14 protein-coding genes and 1 pseudogene are annotated in these 19,215 nt (G+C 39.4%); 9 read left to right on the top strand and 6 right to left on the bottom strand.

Annotated elements, in window-relative coordinates; genetic code table 11:
- Positions 1–15: 15 nt before the first annotated feature.
- Entirely contained in the window at positions 16–489 is a 474-nt protein-coding gene (gene yiaA / locus ACQCT8_RS14215) for an inner membrane protein YiaA (RefSeq protein ID WP_426872056.1), read from the bottom strand.
- 241 nt (positions 490–730) lie between these two features.
- On the opposite strand from yiaA, the gene ACQCT8_RS14210 reads away from it, so the two are divergent.
- Together ACQCT8_RS14210 and murJ are read left to right on the top strand one after the other, a co-directional pair.
- On the top strand, positions 731–1,744 hold the full coding sequence (locus tag ACQCT8_RS14210; RefSeq protein WP_426872054.1) for an ATP-grasp domain-containing protein: 1,014 nt from the start codon (positions 731–733) through the stop codon (positions 1,742–1,744).
- 2 nt (positions 1,745–1,746) lie between these two features.
- Positions 1,747–3,261: a murein biosynthesis integral membrane protein MurJ gene (gene murJ / locus ACQCT8_RS14205; protein WP_426872052.1), complete on the top strand. Its 1,515-nt coding sequence runs from the start codon at positions 1,747–1,749 to the stop codon at positions 3,259–3,261.
- Between the two features lie 89 nt (positions 3,262–3,350).
- On the opposite strand, the gene ACQCT8_RS14200 is transcribed toward murJ, so the two are convergent.
- Both ACQCT8_RS14200 and ACQCT8_RS14195 read right to left on the bottom strand, forming a co-directional pair.
- Positions 3,351–4,769: a family 43 glycosylhydrolase gene (locus tag ACQCT8_RS14200; protein WP_426872050.1), complete on the bottom strand. Its 1,419-nt coding sequence runs from the start codon at positions 4,767–4,769 to the stop codon at positions 3,351–3,353.
- A gap of 38 nt (positions 4,770–4,807) precedes the next feature.
- Complete coding sequence (locus tag ACQCT8_RS14195; RefSeq protein WP_426872048.1) at positions 4,808–6,043, bottom strand: endo-1,4-beta-xylanase; 1,236 nt, start codon at positions 6,041–6,043, stop codon at positions 4,808–4,810.
- Positions 6,044–6,343: 300 nt separating this feature from the next.
- On the opposite strand from ACQCT8_RS14195, the gene ACQCT8_RS14190 reads away from it, so the two are divergent.
- Positions 6,344–6,994: a hypothetical protein gene (locus ACQCT8_RS14190; protein WP_426872046.1), complete on the top strand. Its 651-nt coding sequence runs from the start codon at positions 6,344–6,346 to the stop codon at positions 6,992–6,994.
- A 96-nt stretch (positions 6,995–7,090) separates the two neighbouring features.
- On the opposite strand, the gene ACQCT8_RS14185 is transcribed toward ACQCT8_RS14190, so the two are convergent.
- Positions 7,091–7,750, bottom strand: a complete 660-nt coding sequence (locus tag ACQCT8_RS14185; protein ID WP_426872045.1) for a hypothetical protein — start codon at positions 7,748–7,750, stop codon at positions 7,091–7,093.
- Between the two features lie 188 nt (positions 7,751–7,938).
- On the opposite strand from ACQCT8_RS14185, the pseudogene ACQCT8_RS14180 reads away from it, so the two are divergent.
- Positions 7,939–9,548: pseudogene (locus ACQCT8_RS14180) on the top strand (DEAD/DEAH box helicase family protein); the annotation flags it as partial.
- Positions 9,549–9,720: 172 nt separating this feature from the next.
- Here the strand turns inward: ACQCT8_RS14180 and ACQCT8_RS14175 are convergent.
- Together ACQCT8_RS14175 and ACQCT8_RS14170 are read right to left on the bottom strand one after the other, a co-directional pair.
- Positions 9,721–9,894 carry a hypothetical protein gene (locus tag ACQCT8_RS14175; RefSeq protein ID WP_426872044.1) on the bottom strand — a complete coding sequence of 58 codons (174 nt, stop codon included), beginning with the start codon at positions 9,892–9,894 and terminating at the stop codon, positions 9,721–9,723.
- A 9-nt stretch (positions 9,895–9,903) separates the two neighbouring features.
- Entirely contained in the window at positions 9,904–10,935 is a 1,032-nt protein-coding gene (locus tag ACQCT8_RS14170) for a hypothetical protein (protein WP_426872043.1), read from the bottom strand.
- A 748-nt stretch (positions 10,936–11,683) separates the two neighbouring features.
- Between ACQCT8_RS14170 and ACQCT8_RS14165 the strand changes: the two genes are divergently transcribed.
- From ACQCT8_RS14165 to ACQCT8_RS14145, 5 genes are all read left to right on the top strand, one after another.
- Positions 11,684–12,106 (top strand): very short patch repair endonuclease, encoded by a 423-nt coding sequence (locus tag ACQCT8_RS14165; RefSeq protein ID WP_426872042.1) that lies wholly within the window; start codon positions 11,684–11,686, stop codon positions 12,104–12,106.
- A gap of 137 nt (positions 12,107–12,243) precedes the next feature.
- On the top strand, positions 12,244–13,959 hold the full coding sequence (locus ACQCT8_RS14160) for a DNA cytosine methyltransferase (protein ID WP_426872041.1): 1,716 nt from the start codon (positions 12,244–12,246) through the stop codon (positions 13,957–13,959).
- Between the two features lie 125 nt (positions 13,960–14,084).
- A complete protein-coding gene (locus tag ACQCT8_RS14155; protein ID WP_426872040.1) occupies positions 14,085–15,572 on the top strand; it encodes an ATP-binding protein in 1,488 nt (495 codons plus the stop codon).
- Positions 15,541–18,192 carry a Z1 domain-containing protein gene (locus tag ACQCT8_RS14150; protein ID WP_426872039.1) on the top strand — a complete coding sequence of 884 codons (2,652 nt, stop codon included), beginning with the start codon at positions 15,541–15,543 and terminating at the stop codon, positions 18,190–18,192. Before ACQCT8_RS14155 ends, ACQCT8_RS14150 begins: the two co-directional genes overlap by 32 nt.
- Positions 18,192–19,214 (top strand): PD-(D/E)XK motif protein, encoded by a 1,023-nt coding sequence (locus ACQCT8_RS14145; protein ID WP_426872038.1) that lies wholly within the window; start codon positions 18,192–18,194, stop codon positions 19,212–19,214. The genes ACQCT8_RS14150 and ACQCT8_RS14145 overlap by 1 nt, the downstream gene beginning before the upstream one ends.
- Position 19,215: the final 1 nt, after the last annotated feature.

Raw genomic sequence — 19,215 nt, 5'->3', positions numbered from 1 at the left:
ACACCCTCTCTGCTATTAATCTCTTTGTCTCGCAACCTGTGTGTCGCGGATGTTTTTCTGGATCGTAATCGCGGCAAATAAGCACAGAACAAATGCCATAGCGTAAAATCCTTTTTCACTTAAAATAATGCTTCCTGCGTTATAAAGACCGATTGCCATCAACGCGATCGCTGTTACAACGGCAAACCAGCTGAGGCCATAGTAAATACCTGAAACCGGGATATCCTCTTCCTTATCCCGCACCGCTTTTTGCAGGGAAACCGCTGCATACAGTCCGAAGATCAGTACAGCAAAGTAATACCCCTTTTCATTAAGCTCCATTGCAGCATTAAACAGCCCGATTAAATAAGCGGATAAGCCAATAATAAGCGCAGCCCAGCTTGCCCCTTTAAACGCGGCGGTCGGTTCTCCTTCTTTACGTTCCACCTTGTTTTTCGGCCTCTTTTCCTCATCATGATTCAAAAACGCCTGTTCATTCACATCAGCCATTTAGTCACTCTCCCTTCCTGTTGCATGCTATCCTCCACTATTATAGCAATTATTGTAAGAATCAGGACATTCGAATGATATTTTTATTATATTTTTACAGTCATACCAGGAACTACGATTGATATGCACCTGTCTTTAAAAACAAAGCAGAATAGAAATTTAATAAAAATTCGGAATTTATGGTTTTAACACGCTATATCTGAGACAATGGACGAATAACGTTTTGGAAGGAGACCCTATTATGAAGGCATCAACTGTTTTAATTACCGGGATTGGGGGTCCTACAGCACAAGGCATTCTTTATTCGCTTCAGGGCTTGGATGACGTCAGAATCATTGGCGCTGACAGGCGGGAGATGACGACCGGCAACCAATTTTGTGATAAAACATATCAAATTTCCCGCTATACAGCTACTGATCATTATATGAAGGACCTGGAAGAGATTATTGAAAAAGAAGAAGTGGACGTGCTTTTTCCTTCTCTTCACGAGGAATTAAATCTTGCAGAACAATTTGAATCATTATCCATCCCCGTAGCCATACCGGATAGTGAGTATTTTAACGATCTCCTGGATAAAGAGGCGCTATACAAGCGAATGGCATCTCTTCAATTACATGAATACATCCCCTTTTATAAAGGCTTTGACTCCAATCAGGAATTTTCCGCCATTATGAACAAACATTTTCTCTCAACGAAGCGGGTTATTGTAAAGGAGGTTACGGGATACGGAGCAATGGGGCTCAGAATCGTAACCGACAGAGAAGGCTTTATGCAGGCACTGAAAAAAGGAGAGGCAAAGGTCGTTTCCTATGACGATTATCTGGAAATGAACTTCTCAACGCGAAGAATTGCCATGCCTTATTTTTCCGGTGCAGAGTATAGTGTCGACGTTTATATAGCAGATGGAAAGACGGTTGTTGAAATCCCGCGTGAACGAACAGGCGTGTCAAACGGCATTGTTCTTGAAGGGAAAGTTCTCTATATGCCCGAGCTGATGAAGGCAGCCAAAGATATTGGAGAAAAGCTGGTTGACAACGGATTCTTTAATCTGCAGTTCATGGAAACAGATGATGGCTTTAAGCTGACGGATCTAAACCCGAGATTCTGCGGCAGCCAGGTAATGAGTCTTGGGGCAAATGTGAATTTCCCATATTTATTTATTCAGCACCAGGTATACGGGGAGACGTTAAATGCAGCACCGGTCTGGAATGTTAAAATGATGCGCTATCGGATGCCCATGTTTGTAAAGGAATAAAAATGAAAAAAACAGTTTTGTTTATCATGCTCCTTACCATGGGGTCAAAACTAATCGGATTTCTGCGGGACATCCTGCTTTCGTATTATTACGGAGTTTCCGGCATTAGTGATGCGTATTTAATTGCCATTTTAATTCCGACAGTTATTTTTGGCCTGCTGGCAAAAGCCATTTCAACAGGATATATCCCTTTATATACCAGAATTGACCAAAATGAAGGTCCGGATGCTTCCAGGCTGTTTACGAATCATGTCCTGAATCTGCTACTGGTTATCTCCACCTTTCTCGTTTTACTTGGACTCGTCTTTACCAAGGCACTTGTTCTGTTGTTTGCTGCCGGGTTCGAGGGAGAAACACTGGAAATTGCGGTATGGTTCACGAGGATTACGATTGCCGGGATTTATTTCACTTCCATCATTCGATTACTCTCAGCTTATTTAAATGTGAAGAAGCTTTTCATTGTCCCCACCTTAATCGGGCTGCCGATGAATGCGGTTTTAATCTTATCCATTATCGTCAGCCATGAAACGGGCTATATTGTGCTGCTCGCTGCGGGAAATTTAACAGCGCTCTTCATTCAGGCTGGGATTATTGTATTTTTCGCATTAAAAAAAGGGTTTCGCTGGCAGGCGGTCTTTAAAGTGCGTGACCCGCATTTAAAGCAAATGACGCTGCTTGCTCTCCCGATTATGCTCGGCACCGCCGTTTCCCAGATTAATAAGCTTGTTGACCGGTCCCTTGCTTCCTCTATTACAGAAGGCGGGGTTTCAGCTCTTTACTATGCCAACACGCTGAACGCCTTTATCCTCGGTGTTTTCGTTGTTTCGATCGCTACCGTCATGTATCCGTCCATTTCCAAAATGGCGGCAGGCAGCGATCATGTCCGCTTCAAGGAGTCTGTGATCAGCGGTTTAAATGGCGTAGGTCTCTTTGTCATTCCCGCAACAGTCGGCGCCTTTCTTTTTTCAGAAGAAATTGTCGTGCTGCTTTTTGGCCGGGGAGCCTTTGATGCAGAAGCGGTCACCATGACTTCCGGCGCTTTTTTCTTTTACGCTGTCGGACTCATCGGCTATGGCTTCAGGGAAATCCTGTCTCGCGCTTTTTACGCGATGCAGGATACAAAGACCCCTGCACTAAATGCGGCGATTGCCGTATCCATTAATATCGTATTAAATTTTATATTATCGTCTTTCATGGGGATCAATGGATTGGCGCTGGCAACCAGCATTGCTGCCTTTATTACGACCTTTCTGCTGTACCGGAAGCTGCGGAGCCACACAGGATCCCTCTTTACCTATGAGGCTGTCCGCTCAAATGTGAAGATCCTGACAGCCTCTCTGGTTATGGGAAGTGCTGCGTACCTCATATCTCCTTTTATCATGGAGGCTTTAGGTGAAACAATAGGCGTTCTGCTGACCATCCTCCTTGCAGCCGGCATTTATTTAGGTATGATCCTGCTTTTTAAGGTAAAAGAGGCGCAAAGTTTAGTTCAATTGGCTGTAAATAAGCGCAAATGAGAAATAACAGAACATAGAAGCAGGCTGAGACACAATTGTCTCAGCCTGAACATGTTAGTTCATCCGTTCATCCTTTTCACTCTGCAACCTTACTCCAACGTAAAGGAAGCCAGACTCGCACTCCCCGTACCGCTAAACGTGAAGTATAACGCCTGTTTGCCGTCCGGAATGATAAGGTCGGCCGCATATTCTGTCCAGACATTGGTAAAGTCCACCGGAATTCGCCCGTGCACCGGTCCGTTCCAGGAGGTTTTGACTTCGAAGCTACCGCGGCAATAGCCCCGAACCTCAATTTTCACTTTTTGAATACCCCTGCAATCGAAATATTTAAACCCGGCAGTTGCTTCATTCTGCATATTGGCAATATACCCTCTTTCTTCGTCTCCATCTTTCCCGTCCTGGGTAATCTTCGGAAATCTCCCGTTCATCCACGCACCAAAGGTTCCTGAATACACTTCTTCCTCTTTTGTGAAAAGGCTGCACGCAAGATGTGCGGGATACTCTCCCCGTCCGGCAAGCGGGCCTCCGTTTGGTCCGGAAGACGTCATTTCTACCTGAGGAATCGTTCTATCGGTGAGAAACTCTATCGGCTCGATGCAGCCCTGACGGCTAAAGCTCGTCCCATTCGTATGCCTGTGGTAAAAGACATACCACCCGCCATTTACTTCAACGATGCTGCCGTGGTTATTACCGCCATAATACATCGGCTGCGCGGCAGGTTTATACGTCTCGATATGAAGATCGTTATTGCTTACAATGACGCCCTGGTAAACAAAATCCCTCGTCGGATGCTTGCTTGTCGCATAGCACAGCTCATACATCACGATTGAGGAATAAATGAAATAATACGTGTCGCCTTTTTTTCGCATAGAAGGTGCTTCAAAAAATTCATGTACCTCAAAGCTGCTTCCTTTACTGTAGGGCTCACTCGGTGCAATAAAGACCGGCTCTTCCACGATTGTCAGCATATCCGCACCCAATACCGTTGCCATCGCGCCCTTTCTTGACGTGTCGCCGGCCGCACAAAAACCGGTATAAAGATAGACATTCTCGCCTTCTGTCAGGACACCCGGATCAAACTGCGGCTGATCGCCCTCTCTTTCCCCAAGCCGTGCGCCGTTTGAATCCTGCACATAGCCGTAAAATTCGTATTTTCCTGCCGGCGTGTCACACACCGCTACGGATACAATGGACACTTTATCAAGCACATAGTAAAGATAATACCGTCCATCCAGGCCCTGCGTTACATCCGGTGCGTACAGACACATTCTTCCGTCCGGATTAAGAGGGTCATCCCTTTTTTCGTAAATGACCCCCTCAAACCGCCAGTCTCCCAGATCGTCAACCGGCGCCGACCAGCATACATAATCGTTTAAACAAAACACATGTCCATTAAAGCGGTCATGGGAGCCATAAATATACACTCTCCCTTGAAAGACATGCGGTTCCGCATCCGGAATGTACTCCCAGGACGGAAGATACGGATTTACCCCTTGTTTCATTGTCATACGTGTTTTCACTCCCTGCATTTCCGTTCTGATCGTCTTTATCGGAGGATCAGCTGATCGGTTTCAGCTTCCTGCTCGATGGTAAATGGGACCTTTTCCCCGTCACATACCAGGTCGTACTCACCAAGGAATCCTTCAAAAGTTAGGACTCCATTGTCATCGGTTTTTACGGTTAAATGTGTACTCCAGTCCCCTTTGATTCGCTTTTTCAGCACCTCATAGGCTGGTTTTGGACTGTTGTCTTTTCGGATAAATCCGGCAGGCGCACCAAGCCACGAACCATCGTCACTGAAGGACCAGGTCGTAATTGCTTGAACTAACGGATGGTGAAACAGTATTGAATACATTTCCTCTGCTTCTTTTGCCTGGCGCTCTTCAAATTCAGGTGTAGACGGCCAGTGGGAAGGCTCGTAATCGTTTAAATCAACGATCTCAGGCGGCATCAGATGCCCGGAGGTTAAGGTGTTTTCAGTAAAGTGGATCGGCAGACCGAAATGCGAAAAACGATCCAGCACTTCCTCGAGTTTTTCACGACCCCAATACCCCTGATGCTGATGGGACTGAATGCCAATCGCATCAATCTTGACCCCTGCGTTTAAACAGCCATCTATTAAAATTTCATAGTTGATCGATGTATTAAAATCATTTAATAGAAGCGTCGCGTCTGGATTATGTTCACGTGTTTTTGCAAACATTTCTTTGATGATGCCTACACGGCCAAGATCCTGACTAATTCTTGTGATGCCATTATCGTATTTATCGAAAATCGGCATAATCACTACTTCATTGATGACATCCCATGTATCAATCAGCCCTTTAAAGTCAGTCACTTCCCGCTCGATTCTCGCAAACTGCGCCTGAAGAATTTCCTCATTGCTCATTTCCAGAAGCCACGGAGCCGTTACGGTGTGCCAGCAAAGCGGATGTCCTTTTACGGCAATATTCCGCTCCTTTAACCACCGGGCTGCTGCCTGTAATTCTTTTGTGAGCGGCTTTCCTTTTTCAGGCTCGAACCTCCCCCAGTAAAACGGCAGCGTGGCCGAGTTAAACACGTCTAAAAACAAATCCAGCTTTTTTTCCTGAAACGCAAGTCGGTCTGCAGGTACGTTTTGATTGGCTACATCCACCACATCAAATATGCCGCAGCCAAACAAAAACGCATGATTCGTCTGCTTGATTTCGACTTCTTTCCCCGCAACAGGCTGTCCCGCTGCATCCACCAGCTTAATCGTCTTGTTCGCCATTCTGTGCTTCAGCTCATGAGCGTGTCCCATCCAAATCCCTCCATTTTCGCGTATGTAGTATCGTTAAAAGAGAAAGCGCTTACTTATTTCTAAATTTTAGCAATCCCGCTTTCACAAAAAAACAGGTAAACTATACAATTTGCTGTGAAAAGTATAGGAATTGTGATGGGCAGCTCTTCTAATATAAAAAACAGGCGGCTAATTCTATTAATATAGACGGCCACCTGCTGTAGGCAGATGTATTATTTTTTCAGCCTTAGCGAAAATAGATACGTTTTGTCCAACTCTCTTTTCTTCTTCTACATATAGTAAATAGAAGGAGGTGAAAATATGGATCAAAATCAAGATAGCAATCATGATAGAGTGATAGAGAAAGAGCAGGAGTGTAAGAACCACTCATTAAAACCCCACCAGGATTGTCTTGACCGCGCGTTTCGCCTTCCCGTTTTCTTAAGCACAACGAATAACTTGAACGCAAAACAACGTCAATTTCTAAACCGTCTTATTTTTGAGATGGAGAATGCTTTACTATTCCCTCGTACGGGTCCTATAACAGAGAACTATCCGGAAACGATTTTAACCAATGTACGCAGATTGGTTTCCTCAAGCTACGGAATGCTGGCAGTAAACTTCCGTCGTTTTCTCATTGAAACCATTGATACAAATGTAGGGCCTCCCCCATCAACCGAACCTTTCTGGCAGGGCTCAAGCTTTGCCCAAATCGAACCGGCAATGGCCTTTCAACGTGGCATTCCCCTTCTATTAGTACGGGAAGATGACACCGACCTAACAAATGGATTGTGGCTCGGCGGAATTCCCCCACTTAATACGTTAATCGTCTGGGATTCTGACAATCAATCTGTTGATGAATTTTTTAATAGTGTTTCCTGGAGATCAGCCTTTGCCTTTTGGGTGGCAGAAGTAAGAACGGCTTATTATATCCAAACCGAACCTGAATTCAAGTACGGATGTGACCGGTAAACAGGCACACAATTAAAAATCATTGAACCGAAAACCCCTCTATACTTCAGTATTTGAAGGATAGAGGGGTTACTTCTACATATGAGATCCTACAGGTTATAAATGAACCTGATCACCATTACTTTGAATTAACTTAAGCTCGATGCCATAAGAACTACCCGAATCAATGTGGTTGGGAATCTTAGATACATCCAGCAGCTCTGTCATGCGAATGGACCTTTTTTCATTCGCTTCCAAGGTGATCTTATGCGGGCCAGCGAGATTCATAAGCGATACCATTTTATGATTTTCTTCAACGAAATAAAAGGAATCGATAAATTCCACCTCAAACGTCACTTCTTCATTGCTCCGGTTATGCAAAACGAACGTGCATTCACCGCTTATTTGGTCTTCTTCAACCGTTTCAAAATAACATTCGCCCTCTTGATTATAAGATACCGCCTTTACCCCGGAAGCAAAGGTTTCCTGATACGCATCCATGAGAATACCCGGCAAAAAACTGAACACAATTATCACGCCAATAACGGATCGCGCGCGATATTTTTCCAAACCGCTAGCCAGACAAAATAGACACGCGATGAAAAACACGGTCCCAATTGTACCCCATACAACCATCCCATTGTGGTCTTGTACAGGAAAGTTCATCACAGTAAGAGTTCCCTGCAGTTTTCTTTCGTTTGGAATGATGAAATAGATAACGATGGAAAGGCAAAACAGGATAGCTGAAAAGACGAGGAAGAACTTGTTCTTAACCATTGGATCCCTGCTTTCTGGGGGTTTTTATTGTTATACATTATTTTGTAGGGAAAGGTTTCAGGTTTCAGTTATTTGAAAACCAATTTAATCAGCCCATGGTTCACCCCTTCTTTTTCTTTAGGTAATTTTTCATATTAATATGATATAATTATACCAAATAAAACCATTTACCAGGGAAGGATCTCCATATGCTTAAAGAAGGAATTTATGAAGAAATCATTACTGAAAAGCTTTACGAAGAGCTCAAAGGCTCTGATTTAGATTTTGATATTGGCAAGTCTCCTTTGGATGTGGAGGAAGCGCGTAAAGTACTCTCTTCCTACATCAGCTCGGTCACTAGGAGTGCATTGAAATCTGTCCGCGATGAGGAGCGGAATGATCAACAAGCTCTTCTTAAACAAATCGAGACCTGTAATGAAATTATCACCATTCTTAGCCAGCGATTAGATCAACGAGAATTTGAAAAACTAAGAATCTCTGAAGAAGGCGAAGTCCTTACCCATATCTACTCTAAGATAAATTCCATCCGAAGCATTGGAAATCAGGGAGTGATTCGTCCCATAACCCCTATATCTGAGAGTTCGTTATTCACCGGTTCCAGCTACGAGCCGAACATGCTGGGTGAGTTAAAGAAGGAAATCGTCTCCTCTGACTCTATGGATATGCTGGTCTCCTTCATTAAGTGGAGCGGTCTGCGGATTATTCTGGAGGAATTAAAGACATTTACTGAGGGTGGCGGCAGGCTTCGTGTCATCACGACTTCTTATATGGAAGCAACGGATTTCAAAGCGATTCAGGAGCTGAGCAAGCTTCCTAATACCGAGATCCGTATTTCCTATGATGTGCAGCGGACAAGACTCCACGCCAAGGCCTATCTTTTTAAAAGGGAAACAGGCTTCAGCACGGCGTACATCGGCTCTTCCAACCTATCCAACCCCGCCCTAACTTCTGGTCTTGAGTGGAATGTGAAGGTAACGGAGAAGGATTCCTTCGATGTATTAAAAAAATGTGAAGCCACCTTTGAAAGCTATTGGAATGACAGGGAATTTAAGCTGTTTAATGGAGAGAATGCGGAAGACTACCAGACTCTCAAGCTCGCCTTGGAAAAAAGCAAAGTGGCTGAGGAATCTGTTCAATATCTCTTTGACATCCAGCCTTATTTCTACCAAAAAGAGATTCTGGTAAAGCTTCAGGCAGAACGAGAAGTTCATCATCGCTATAAAAATTTATTGGTTGCCGCAACTGGTGTGGGAAAAACCATTATTTCGGCTTTCGATTACAAACGTTTCAGAAAAGCAAATGGCGGCAAAGCAAAGCTGCTTTTCGTCGCTCACCGTGAAGAAATCCTGAAACATAGTCAGAATACTTTTCGTGCGATTTTACGAGATCCAAACTTCGGGGACGTGCTTGTTGGCGCTCAACAGCCGTCCTCGCTTGATCACTTATTTGTTTCTATCCAAAGCTTTACAGCAAGGAACTTCATCAACATACAGAGAGCGGGTACTACGATTTCATTATCGTTGATGAGTTTCACCATGCAGCAGCAAGCTCTTATCAAAAGCTGCTGAACCATTATCTGCCGCAGATTCTCCTAGGACTGACCGCTACCCCTGAGAGGATGGATGGAAAAAGCATCCTCTCCTACTTTGATGATCACATCGCAGCCGAAATGCGCTTAACAGAAGCTGTTAATCAAAAGCTATTAACTCCTTTTCAATACTTCTGTGTCACTGATACCGTCGATCTCTCCAACCTGAAATGGTCGAGGGGCGGCTTCGACACCAAGCAGCTGGAAAATGCAGATGAGCGGTAGGGTGTAGTATTTCCCTATTTCTAAAAAAGTATCTCCAGAATTTATTTCATGATGTAATGGAAGTTATTATTTATACCTTCTCGTTACTATTACTTATGCTGATGCACTTTTTACAAAAATATAAATTAGCCCTCATTTATCCTTTTCCTCACTCATTCTACTTCTTATCAAATTTATTTTTAATAGAAGCTGTCACAATTGGTATGGCTGCCATCCCAACATACTTACCCGTACCCTTTACAAATTTCCCAACATTTGAGGCTCCTTTTGCTAAACAATGATTACAAACTGCACCTTCATTCTTTTTCCTACAAAAAAGACACTTTTTCATTTATTTACCTCACATTATTAATTTTTTTCCCTCTACTTCGAGAGTAATAAAACTAGAAGAATTCAATAATGAATTTTGTGAATAGTTATCGATAAATCCAATTATATTTCCTGTATTTTCATACCACATTAAATCTTCTGCATTCTTGCCTGAAACTGCAATAGAAGATAATAATTTCATTTTTGAAGAAGACTCCAGAATTAAGGACTTAGTTGGTTCAAATACTTTTAACATTGCTTTTTCACTATTAATTTGACTGTATGCCGTTGCAAGGTATATAGAAGCGTCTAAGTATGCGCGAAAACTCTCTTGAAAATTATTGTATGTATTTTCACATTCTCCATAGAACGCATTATTAAATAAATTCTTTAATAGAATTTTAAACTTACTTTTTGGAATATCTTTATTTTGATTTAGAGATTCCTTTAAATTATATTCTATTTGTGTTCTTCCGGTTTCTAAACTCTGAATAGCGTGGTGAATTAAATTTGTTCTTGATTCAGGAGATGCTTCTAAAGCATTTTCTAATTGCCTTTTACCTGAGTATACTAATCCAATTCGATCTAATTCTTGACCACGCTTAATTGAAGCGGTAATTTTCTTCACTTCAGATAATTCTTCTAATACCATTGTTAATTGCTGCTGAATAGCCATGTTCATTACGTGATTTGAAAGCCTTTGCACCTTATTTACCTTATCGGGATTTAATTCTGTTAATCTAACATTATGTATGATATTTCTATTTTTAGGTAGGGTTTTGTCAATTATATTAGATAGAATTTCCCCTGATTTAGTATGCCATAGGTCATATTCACCCGATTTCATCTTTTCAAGAATTTCTTTAGGAAATTGTGCTACATAAATTTTTTCTGGATTTATGATTTGCTTAAGTTGTTCAGTAGCTGGAACTAAGTTAGCAAGAGTTGCAACAATATCATTTGCTTTATTATTCATTGATTTTAGATGATCATTTTTAATTATTTGAGAATCAAACACGTTGTCTGATACAGAAGAATTTCTGCTCAAAAAAATTCCACTCATTATATCACCTTACTTTCCAATTTTATATTCAAGTTATCTTCGAATATAATTTCTCCTTATAAGTTAGAATATTCCTTCATTATACCAAATATCAACAATAAAAATTTATATTAATTTACAAGGTTTTATTAATATCACAATAAGCCTGGGTCAAAGCCGCTCCTTTTGTTAAAACGCTTTCCAGTTAGTAGGTTAGACATGTAGAATAACCGTGGGAATGCTCTTAAGTCATGCTTAAAAAGAGGTCTGGTGAGATGAGCCCTAATAAAAAGATTCCTTGGACCGGTATACTGCTCTCTCCAAAAACTTTCTTGTTTTTGCCCTCAGTTAAATCTTTAATTGGATATCCCGAAGCTGAAAGAAGTGCATCTAAAAGTATCGGTAAATTACTTTGAATCTCCTTAAAAGTCTTCTCCATAACTTCTCCAACTTCATGTTGTAATTTCAAATTCACTTTATAATTATACCAAAAAACCCAAATTCTAGTCGTTAATCCTAAATGCCCATTAGATAAGGAAGGTGTATTAAGAATAGAATATCTCCGGAAGAGCTGTCTCGCTAGGCCTAGGTTTTAGTCCTCTCTCCTTACTTCCGTTCAATAAATGAAATATAAAAATTCGTCCGAGTTGAGGAACAGAATATCTATACTCCTTTTCTTTCTATTTCCAAAGCATAATATTGTTTCTGAATAACTTTTTCAGGGGAAATTATAGGTATATAAATAGGTATAAAAAAGGAACTGATAAGTATGTCCGATAACCTAACTAAAGAACAAAGAACCAAAAACATGAAAGCAATAAGGTCACAATCTAAATTAGAGAATAGAGTTTCACGAGAGTTATGGCAAAAAGGAATTCGATTCAGGAAGAATGTTAGATCGCTGCCCGGAAAACCAGACATAGCTATAAAAAAATATAAAGTAGTCATTTTTATTGATTCGTGCTTCTGGCATGTCTGCCCTTCGCACGGTAACATGCCGAAATCTAATCAAGAATACTGGTTAAAGAAATTAAAGAGGAATCAGGAAAGGGACAAAGAAGTTAACGAGTATTATTTAGAGAAGGGTTGGAGGCTTTTAAGAATTTGGGAGCATGAATTTAAAAGAGACTATGTTCTTACAATAGATAAAATTATCTCTTTTATTAATGAAGCTAAAGAATCACATCCCTAATAGGACCCGGGAAGAGAAGTAATTTAATATGAACACTAGACATCAGAAGTCAGAGAAGATTATAATTAATAGTTGCTCTATTACCTCTTTTAAGCTATGCTGCTTATATTAGAAAGTTTTGTGGGAAGTGATTATAAATGAAAGATAAAATATATAATTTATTGGATTTGTTTGCAGGAGCTGGCGGATTAAGCAATGGTTTTGAACAAACGGGAAGTTTCAAGGTGGCTGGAGCAATTGAAATAAATGGTGCCGCTCAGGAAACTTACATTAAAAATCATGGAAACAATCCAGAAATAATACTTAAGGATAATAATGGTAAAAGTGACATAACTAAGATTAACTTTCAAGAAGTTAAAAACAATCTTCAGTTAGACCCTAATTCAACTGTTTTGGTAGGCGGGCCTCCATGTCAGGGGTTTTCCAATGCAAACCGCCAAAAGAATTATTTAATTTCAGGTAACAATCAGTTGGTAAAAGAATTTGTAAGGGCCATTGATGAAGTAAAACCAATAGCTTTTGTGATGGAAAACGTCAAATCTATGCAATCTTCTACACATAAGTTCTTTGTCACTAAAAGTAACGGCGATGAAAAAAGGGATTATAGTTCGATTACTCACTTGAAAACAATTACCAACGATGAAGAAGCTATCTTTAATGAAGATAGTATTGAGCTGCTAAAAACAAAAATTCTCCCTAGAAGATTATTAGAAAACATTACTACTCTAAATGATGTTCCGGAACCCATTATTAAAGATGTAGATTTATTAATAAGGTTAAGGACTATTCAACGCAGGTTCTCTAAGAATAAAAAAACTGAGTTAACGAATAAAAAAGAAATAAATGAAGTTGAAATGATCATTAAATTAATGACTAGTTACACCGCACAAAATGATACTGCTAAGAAAATAATAGAGGATACAAGACAGGTTTTAACTGTCTTAAAAACCGATCCAGTAGCTTCTGAGCAATTAATTTTACCTTTAGCTGCATTTACTGAATACAACCGATTTCTAACCCGTTGTCAGGAGTTAAAAGACGAACAAATTGAGTGCTCGAAACTAATCATTTCTGAAGAAACCGAATGGCTATTAGTTAATGCGAAAGTTTACTCTTATAACTTGGTGGATTACCTAAAAAAAGTATTTGAACACTATGGTTATTCAGTGACAAGTAATGTTTTAGACTCATCTAAATACAGAGTGCCTCAGAGAAGAAAAAGGTTTATTATGATGGGGATAAAGAATAAAGAGGTAGAACTGGAACTTCCCGGGCATTATTCTTCCGACTCCCTCACTGTTAAAGATGCTATTTTAGATCTTGAAGAAGTAGAGCCTCAACAAGAAGTTGCAGGATATAATGATAAAACTTATCCTGCCGAATACTCCGAGTCTCCCTTGACCGATTACTATCGAGATAAGCTTTTTAATACTAATACCCTGTATAATCACATAAATCCTAATAGTTCACCTCTTATCCAAAAGAGATTTGAGGAAATCCGAAGAACTAACGGGAAAAATTTTCACAGCTTATCCGATGAACTAAAATCCAGCTATAGTGATGCGTCAAGAACTCAGAACACCGTATACTTGAGACTGAACTACAATGAACCTTCTCCCACTGTAGTAAATGTTCGAAAATCAATGTGGCAGCATCCAAGAAAGGCCAGAGCACTTAGTGTTAGGGAAGCAGCTCGCCTGCAGTCTTTCCAAGATTCTTTTAGATTCTATGGACGTAAAGATGAACAATATCAGCAAGTAGGAAATGCTGTCCCTCCTTTATTAGCAAAAGGCATAGCATCTACTCTTTTAAAATATCTAGATAAATTACAGCAAAAAGACAGCTCCAATTAGGTAGCTGTCTTTTTTATCCGGATTTTAACATAACAATATTTAGGGATTTGTACTACAATAATAATATAAGTATAAAGTCCGAATTTTATAATTAAACATCATGTTATTCAGTAAGGAGATTTTTTATGGAAACTATTTTAACCCAGCCTTCTGCTGGTCCTGTAATTAATGCTCTAAGAGCATTGGGATATAACTCAAAAACTGCGCTTGCAGACATTGTTGATAACTCTATAGATGCACAAGCATCCTCTGTAGAATTAAATTTCAAATATAATTATGGCAATGGTTACATACAAATTTTAGACAATGGACACGGAATGAACTCAGAAGAAATTCAAACAGCAATGTCAATCGGTTCTAAAGATCCCCGCAACCAAAGAAAAAACAAAGAGCTCGGCAGGTTTGGAATGGGGCTTAAGACAGCTGCCTTCTCTCTTGGTAAGCGTTTAAGCGTAATTAGCAAACAAGATGGGCACTTTGTAGAGCGGTGCTGGGATCTGGATCATGTCTCAGCAACCAATAGTTGGGAACTATTTACTGCAATCCCTGAGGAAGTAAAACGACACATGTCTTCTATTGAGAGCAATTCAGGAACAATAGTCTTTATCGATAAGCTTGACCGTTTTATGAGGACTGGAAAAAACCCTATTCTAGAAGACAGTTTCTATAAGAAAATCGACAGAATATACAAGCATTTAGCATTTGTTTTTCACAGCTTGATTTCCGACAGCCTTAATATTAGTATAAACGGCACGCTCATAGAAGGCTGGAATCCCTTCTTAACCGACCATGACTATACAAATCCATTGAGACCTAGAGCATTAAGAGATACAGCAGGATTAGTAAAGGTAAGTACATACGTTTTACCTCATGCTTCATATCTTAATCAAACTGAATACCAAAATGCCGGAGGTCTAAAAGGCTGGAATGATCATCAGGGTTTTTATGTTTACAGAGAAAATAGACTGTTACACTTTGGAAATTGGCTGGATTTATTCCCCAAAGACCAGGCTTCTCAGTTAGCTCGAGTTAGGATTGATATAACAAACAAATCAGATGATTTATGGCAAGTAGATATTAAGAAGTCAACAGTTAATCCTCCTGATTTTATAAAGAACCAGTTGAAAATTATCGCAAAGGAAGCACGGGAATATTCTAAGCAAGTGTTTTATTTTAGAACACAAAGCAGTTCCGGAGACACTAATATCCGGAGCAATGTTAATACATGGCGTCAAGAAGATATCGAGGACGGTTCTTCTTTCAAGCTTAACCGATCACACCCACTGCTTCAAAAAATAATGAGAAATGTTCCTGATGAAACTTTAAAAGATTTGAAAATGTTCTTAAAGCTTGTTGAACTCGGATCACCAGCTAATATAGTTATAGTTCCAAAAGTTGAAGAAGAGGTGCTTCAGCCTATCACTGATAGTGATAAAGATTTACTTATAAATCTAGCAAAAATGTATCAACAGCTTGTGGAATCAAATAATCCAGATGAATTAATCAATGTGATTCTGATGACTCCTTCAATGGAGCGTTTTAATCGAACTACTATAAAGACGGTATTAGAGGAGAGTATTTATGATAAATCAGATAAAGGAACAATACTTTAATCACTTTAAAGCCCAATATAACTTATTTAAATCAATAAGTTCTGACCTTACTAAAGAAGAGCTATTTGAAAGAACATGTGCTGTTATGGATAATCATTTCATAGAAGAGGTAGAGCCTAGGTTTATAGAAAACTGGAAGTTGGAACTGCAGATTCAATATGGAAACGGCGGTTTAGTTTATAAGCCTTCATCACTAGTATTAAGAGTTAAAGACCCCTCCCCTTGGTATGACACTGGAAGAAGAGGCAATCGTTTTTTCTGGAGTCGGTACCAGCAATACTTAGTTCAAAGAAAGAATTGGAGTCAAGATATTATAGATGTAATTGACGAAACAACTGATGAAATCTTACGTACATTAGGTAATCCAAGAGGGGAAGAACCTTTTGACGTCAGAGGTCTGGTACTTGGATATGTACAATCAGGAAAGACAGCTAATTTTACAGGCCTGATTAATAAAGCTTTTGATGAAGGTTATAAGTTAACTATTGTATTATCGGGAATCCATAATGACTTACGTGCTCAGACGCAGCTTCGGTTAGAGGAAGAAGTTATAGGAAAATCAAATAAAGGGGTAGGATCAATTGCAGCAAACGATCCTCAGCATTTTATACAGTCTCTAACTTCCATAGACAATGATATAACTGACCTTCCTCAGCAAATATCCTATAATTTAAGCGGCAGCAAAACACTCCTTGTTGTTAAAAAGAATAAAGATGTTCTTGAACGTTTAATTTCATTGTTAACGAGTCTTATTAAGCAAGCTGGAGAGTTAATTAATATTCCTGTCATTGTTATTGACGACGAGGCTGATCAGGCTTCAATTGATACAAGTGATAAAAACAAAGGTGAAGATCCTAAAACTATTAATCGTTTAATCAGAGAAACCCTTATGCTCTTCAAACAAAAGGCCTATGTAGGATACACGGCTACCCCATTTGCAAACCTGCTGATAGGAGCCCATACAGAAACTAATGACCACGGTCAAGATTTATACCCAAAAGATTTTTTGGTTGGACTTCCAAAGCCAGATAATTACTGCGGGCCGGATGAGTTTTTTAACGCAGCTGAGAACGCGGATGATAACAGACCATCCTTAATAATCGATATTGAAGACGAAGATGAAAAGTTGTTTAAAAGTATAAAAAAGAAAGATGAATATTATAAAGTTGAAAGTGTTCCACCCAAATTAAAAGAAGCTCTCCTTTCTTTTTTAATTACCGTTTCGATCAGAAACCTGAGAGGCCATGAAAACCAGCATAATTCTATGTTAATTCATACCTCCAGGTTCACTCTAGTACAGAAGTCTTTAAAAGAGGTTATTAAGGAAGAGTTTGACACTATAGTTAATAATGTGCGGTTCAACCCATCAAGTTCTGATGTCGATCAGATAAAGACACTTTATATGGAGGAGTTCGTTCGGAAAACCGAAAAGTGGAATAGTGCCACAAATACTAACTATGAAACTTTTGATTGGGTTTCTGTTTATGCCGTAATGAAAAAGATTGCTACCAGAATTGATGTAATGGAATTAAACGGAGACAGTAAAGACACTCTCGAATATCATAAATATAAAGAAAAAGGATTAAATGTTATTGCTGTAGGCGGAGATAAACTCTCTAGAGGACTGACATTGGAAGGTCTATCAATCAGTTACTATTATAGAAACACACTGATGTATGATACCTTAATGCAAATGGGACGCTGGTTTGGTTACCGTAAACCTTATTTAGACTTATGCCGTATTTATACCTCCATTGAGATAGCGTCCAATTTTGAACACTTAGCCGTTGCCATGTATCAGCTTAGAGATGAATTTGATAAAATGCGGAATGAAGATTTATCGCCAAGTGACTATGCTGTAAAAATGTTATCTCATCCTAAAATGATGTTGACCAGTAATCTAAAAATGAAAAATGCAAGGGCTGCTTATCAAAACTACAGCGATAAACTCCATCAGACTAGATTGCTATCCAAGGAGAAAACCTCGTTTCTGAATAATATGAAGACTACTACAGAACTAGTAACTAGCGTATATCCGAACTTGAAGCTTCAAGAGGATAAAGATAAAAAAACAAACACAAAGTATCATGTCGCGTCAGATGTGGATGTAGCCATTATTACCGATTTCTTAAGAGACTTTCAGACTTATGAGGGATCAACTAAGTCTTCTTCAGAAAGTATTATCGAATATATAAAACTTCTGAACTCTCAAGAATACGATGAGTTGAAAAAATGGAAAGTAATTGTCGTAGAGGGTGTGCCGAGTAGAGAAAGGTATAACCAGCCTGTTAATCTTGGACCATTATCACTTTCCTATACAGTTACTCGTGGAGCCCAAGCTGAGAATGTTCCAAACGACCGAGTGGATGTAAAAGCAATCGTGGCAGCAAAACAACAGTACTTTGACGAAAACAAAAAAAGCGGAAGTATCTCTGCACCTAAATTGTTTATTTATCCGTTAAATCCTAATGCAGAGGTATTCAGCAAAGTTCAAAATGTGGGTTTTGATAGTAATTTGGTACCTATTGGTTTTGCAGTAGCATTTCCAAAGACCCGTCAAGATATTAGTGATGAGGTCTATTTAAAAAATAAGTCTGTAAGTGAAAAGAGTGACTTTTAGTGAATACACTTGTAATAGATACTTTTAATCAGATTCTAACGCAAAAACAAAACGAAGATAAATCAGAACTTATACCGATGGTTCCATTGTTTCATGAACAAGCAATCGTATTTTGCGGGATTGATAATGCGTCCGAGAGCAGATACTTTTTCATAGAGATTCCCGATGGTCCATGGGAAGATGAACAAATGAAATCCTTGCCTAAGTGGCATGGTTTACAAATAAAAATGGAACATCACGATACATTTGGACCTTTAAATGATAGGTATTTCATTGAGTTCATACAGGCTGACCCTGATACTGGAGACCTTTTTGAAACTATAATGCAGAACCTATTTGACCACGTAATCACTCGAGACCCTGACGAACCATTATTTACAGTTATCTATAAAGTGCTCGAAAAATGGAGAAGCTTTTTCCGACGTGGAGGATATAAAAAATTAAATGAAGATCAGCAGAGAGGATTATTCGGCGAGTTATGGTTTATGAGGAAATGGATAGAAAATAATCCAGACAGACCTCCCCTTCTATTAGAAAGCTGGGGAGGACCTCTTAGTGATAGAGTTGACTTTCGCACGAACGGTTTCGGTGTAGAAATAAAGACAGTTAGAGACCAGATTAACAAAAGAGTTCGTATTTCTAATGAAAAACAGTTGAGAATAACAGATGCTGTCCCGGAAATTTATTTATACGTGTGTTATTTAGAGGAGAGCCGAAATATAGGCCATACACTTCAGGATTTAGTAGACGAACTAAGAATCCATTTCTATTTATTCTCACTTCAGCTCCGGCTCAAATTTGATGACTTGCTTAGAAGTTCTGGCTTCAGTGATAATGAGTATACTGATTTATATTTGAATGTACTAGAAGAAGAAACGTATACAGTAGATAACCGTTTTCCTATGATACCAGTTGAATCTTTACCAAAAGGTATTTCTCATGTCTCTTATTCGATAGACTTATCTCATTGTGAAGATTCAAAAATAGACAGCACAAACATCTTTAACTTAACTGGACGGTGAC

It is taken from the genome of Jeotgalibacillus proteolyticus (genome assembly GCF_050107735.1).
In the GTDB taxonomy this organism is placed as follows: Bacteria; Bacillota; Bacilli; order Bacillales; family Jeotgalibacillaceae; genus Jeotgalibacillus; species Jeotgalibacillus proteolyticus_A.
This window is presented reverse-complemented; position numbering and strand designations above follow the sequence as displayed.

Coding starts and splice junctions, on each gene's coding strand:
- yiaA (WP_426872056.1), bottom strand. CDS start 489: ATGGCTGATGTGAATGAACAGGCGTTTTTGAATCATGATGAGGAAAAG.
- ACQCT8_RS14210 (WP_426872054.1), top strand. CDS start 731: ATGAAGGCATCAACTGTTTTAATTACCGGGATTGGGGGTCCTACAGCA.
- murJ (WP_426872052.1), top strand. CDS start 1,747: ATGAAAAAAACAGTTTTGTTTATCATGCTCCTTACCATGGGGTCAAAA.
- ACQCT8_RS14200 (WP_426872050.1), bottom strand. CDS start 4,769: ATGACAATGAAACAAGGGGTAAATCCGTATCTTCCGTCCTGGGAGTAC.
- ACQCT8_RS14195 (WP_426872048.1), bottom strand. CDS start 6,043: ATGGGACACGCTCATGAGCTGAAGCACAGAATGGCGAACAAGACGATT.
- ACQCT8_RS14190 (WP_426872046.1), top strand. CDS start 6,344: ATGGATCAAAATCAAGATAGCAATCATGATAGAGTGATAGAGAAAGAG.
- ACQCT8_RS14185 (WP_426872045.1), bottom strand. CDS start 7,750: ATGGTTAAGAACAAGTTCTTCCTCGTCTTTTCAGCTATCCTGTTTTGC.
- ACQCT8_RS14175 (WP_426872044.1), bottom strand. CDS start 9,894: ATGAAAAAGTGTCTTTTTTGTAGGAAAAAGAATGAAGGTGCAGTTTGT.
- ACQCT8_RS14170 (WP_426872043.1), bottom strand. CDS start 10,935: ATGAGTGGAATTTTTTTGAGCAGAAATTCTTCTGTATCAGACAACGTG.
- ACQCT8_RS14165 (WP_426872042.1), top strand. CDS start 11,684: ATGTCCGATAACCTAACTAAAGAACAAAGAACCAAAAACATGAAAGCA.
- ACQCT8_RS14160 (WP_426872041.1), top strand. CDS start 12,244: ATGAAAGATAAAATATATAATTTATTGGATTTGTTTGCAGGAGCTGGC.
- ACQCT8_RS14155 (WP_426872040.1), top strand. CDS start 14,085: ATGGAAACTATTTTAACCCAGCCTTCTGCTGGTCCTGTAATTAATGCT.
- ACQCT8_RS14150 (WP_426872039.1), top strand. CDS start 15,541: ATGATAAATCAGATAAAGGAACAATACTTTAATCACTTTAAAGCCCAA.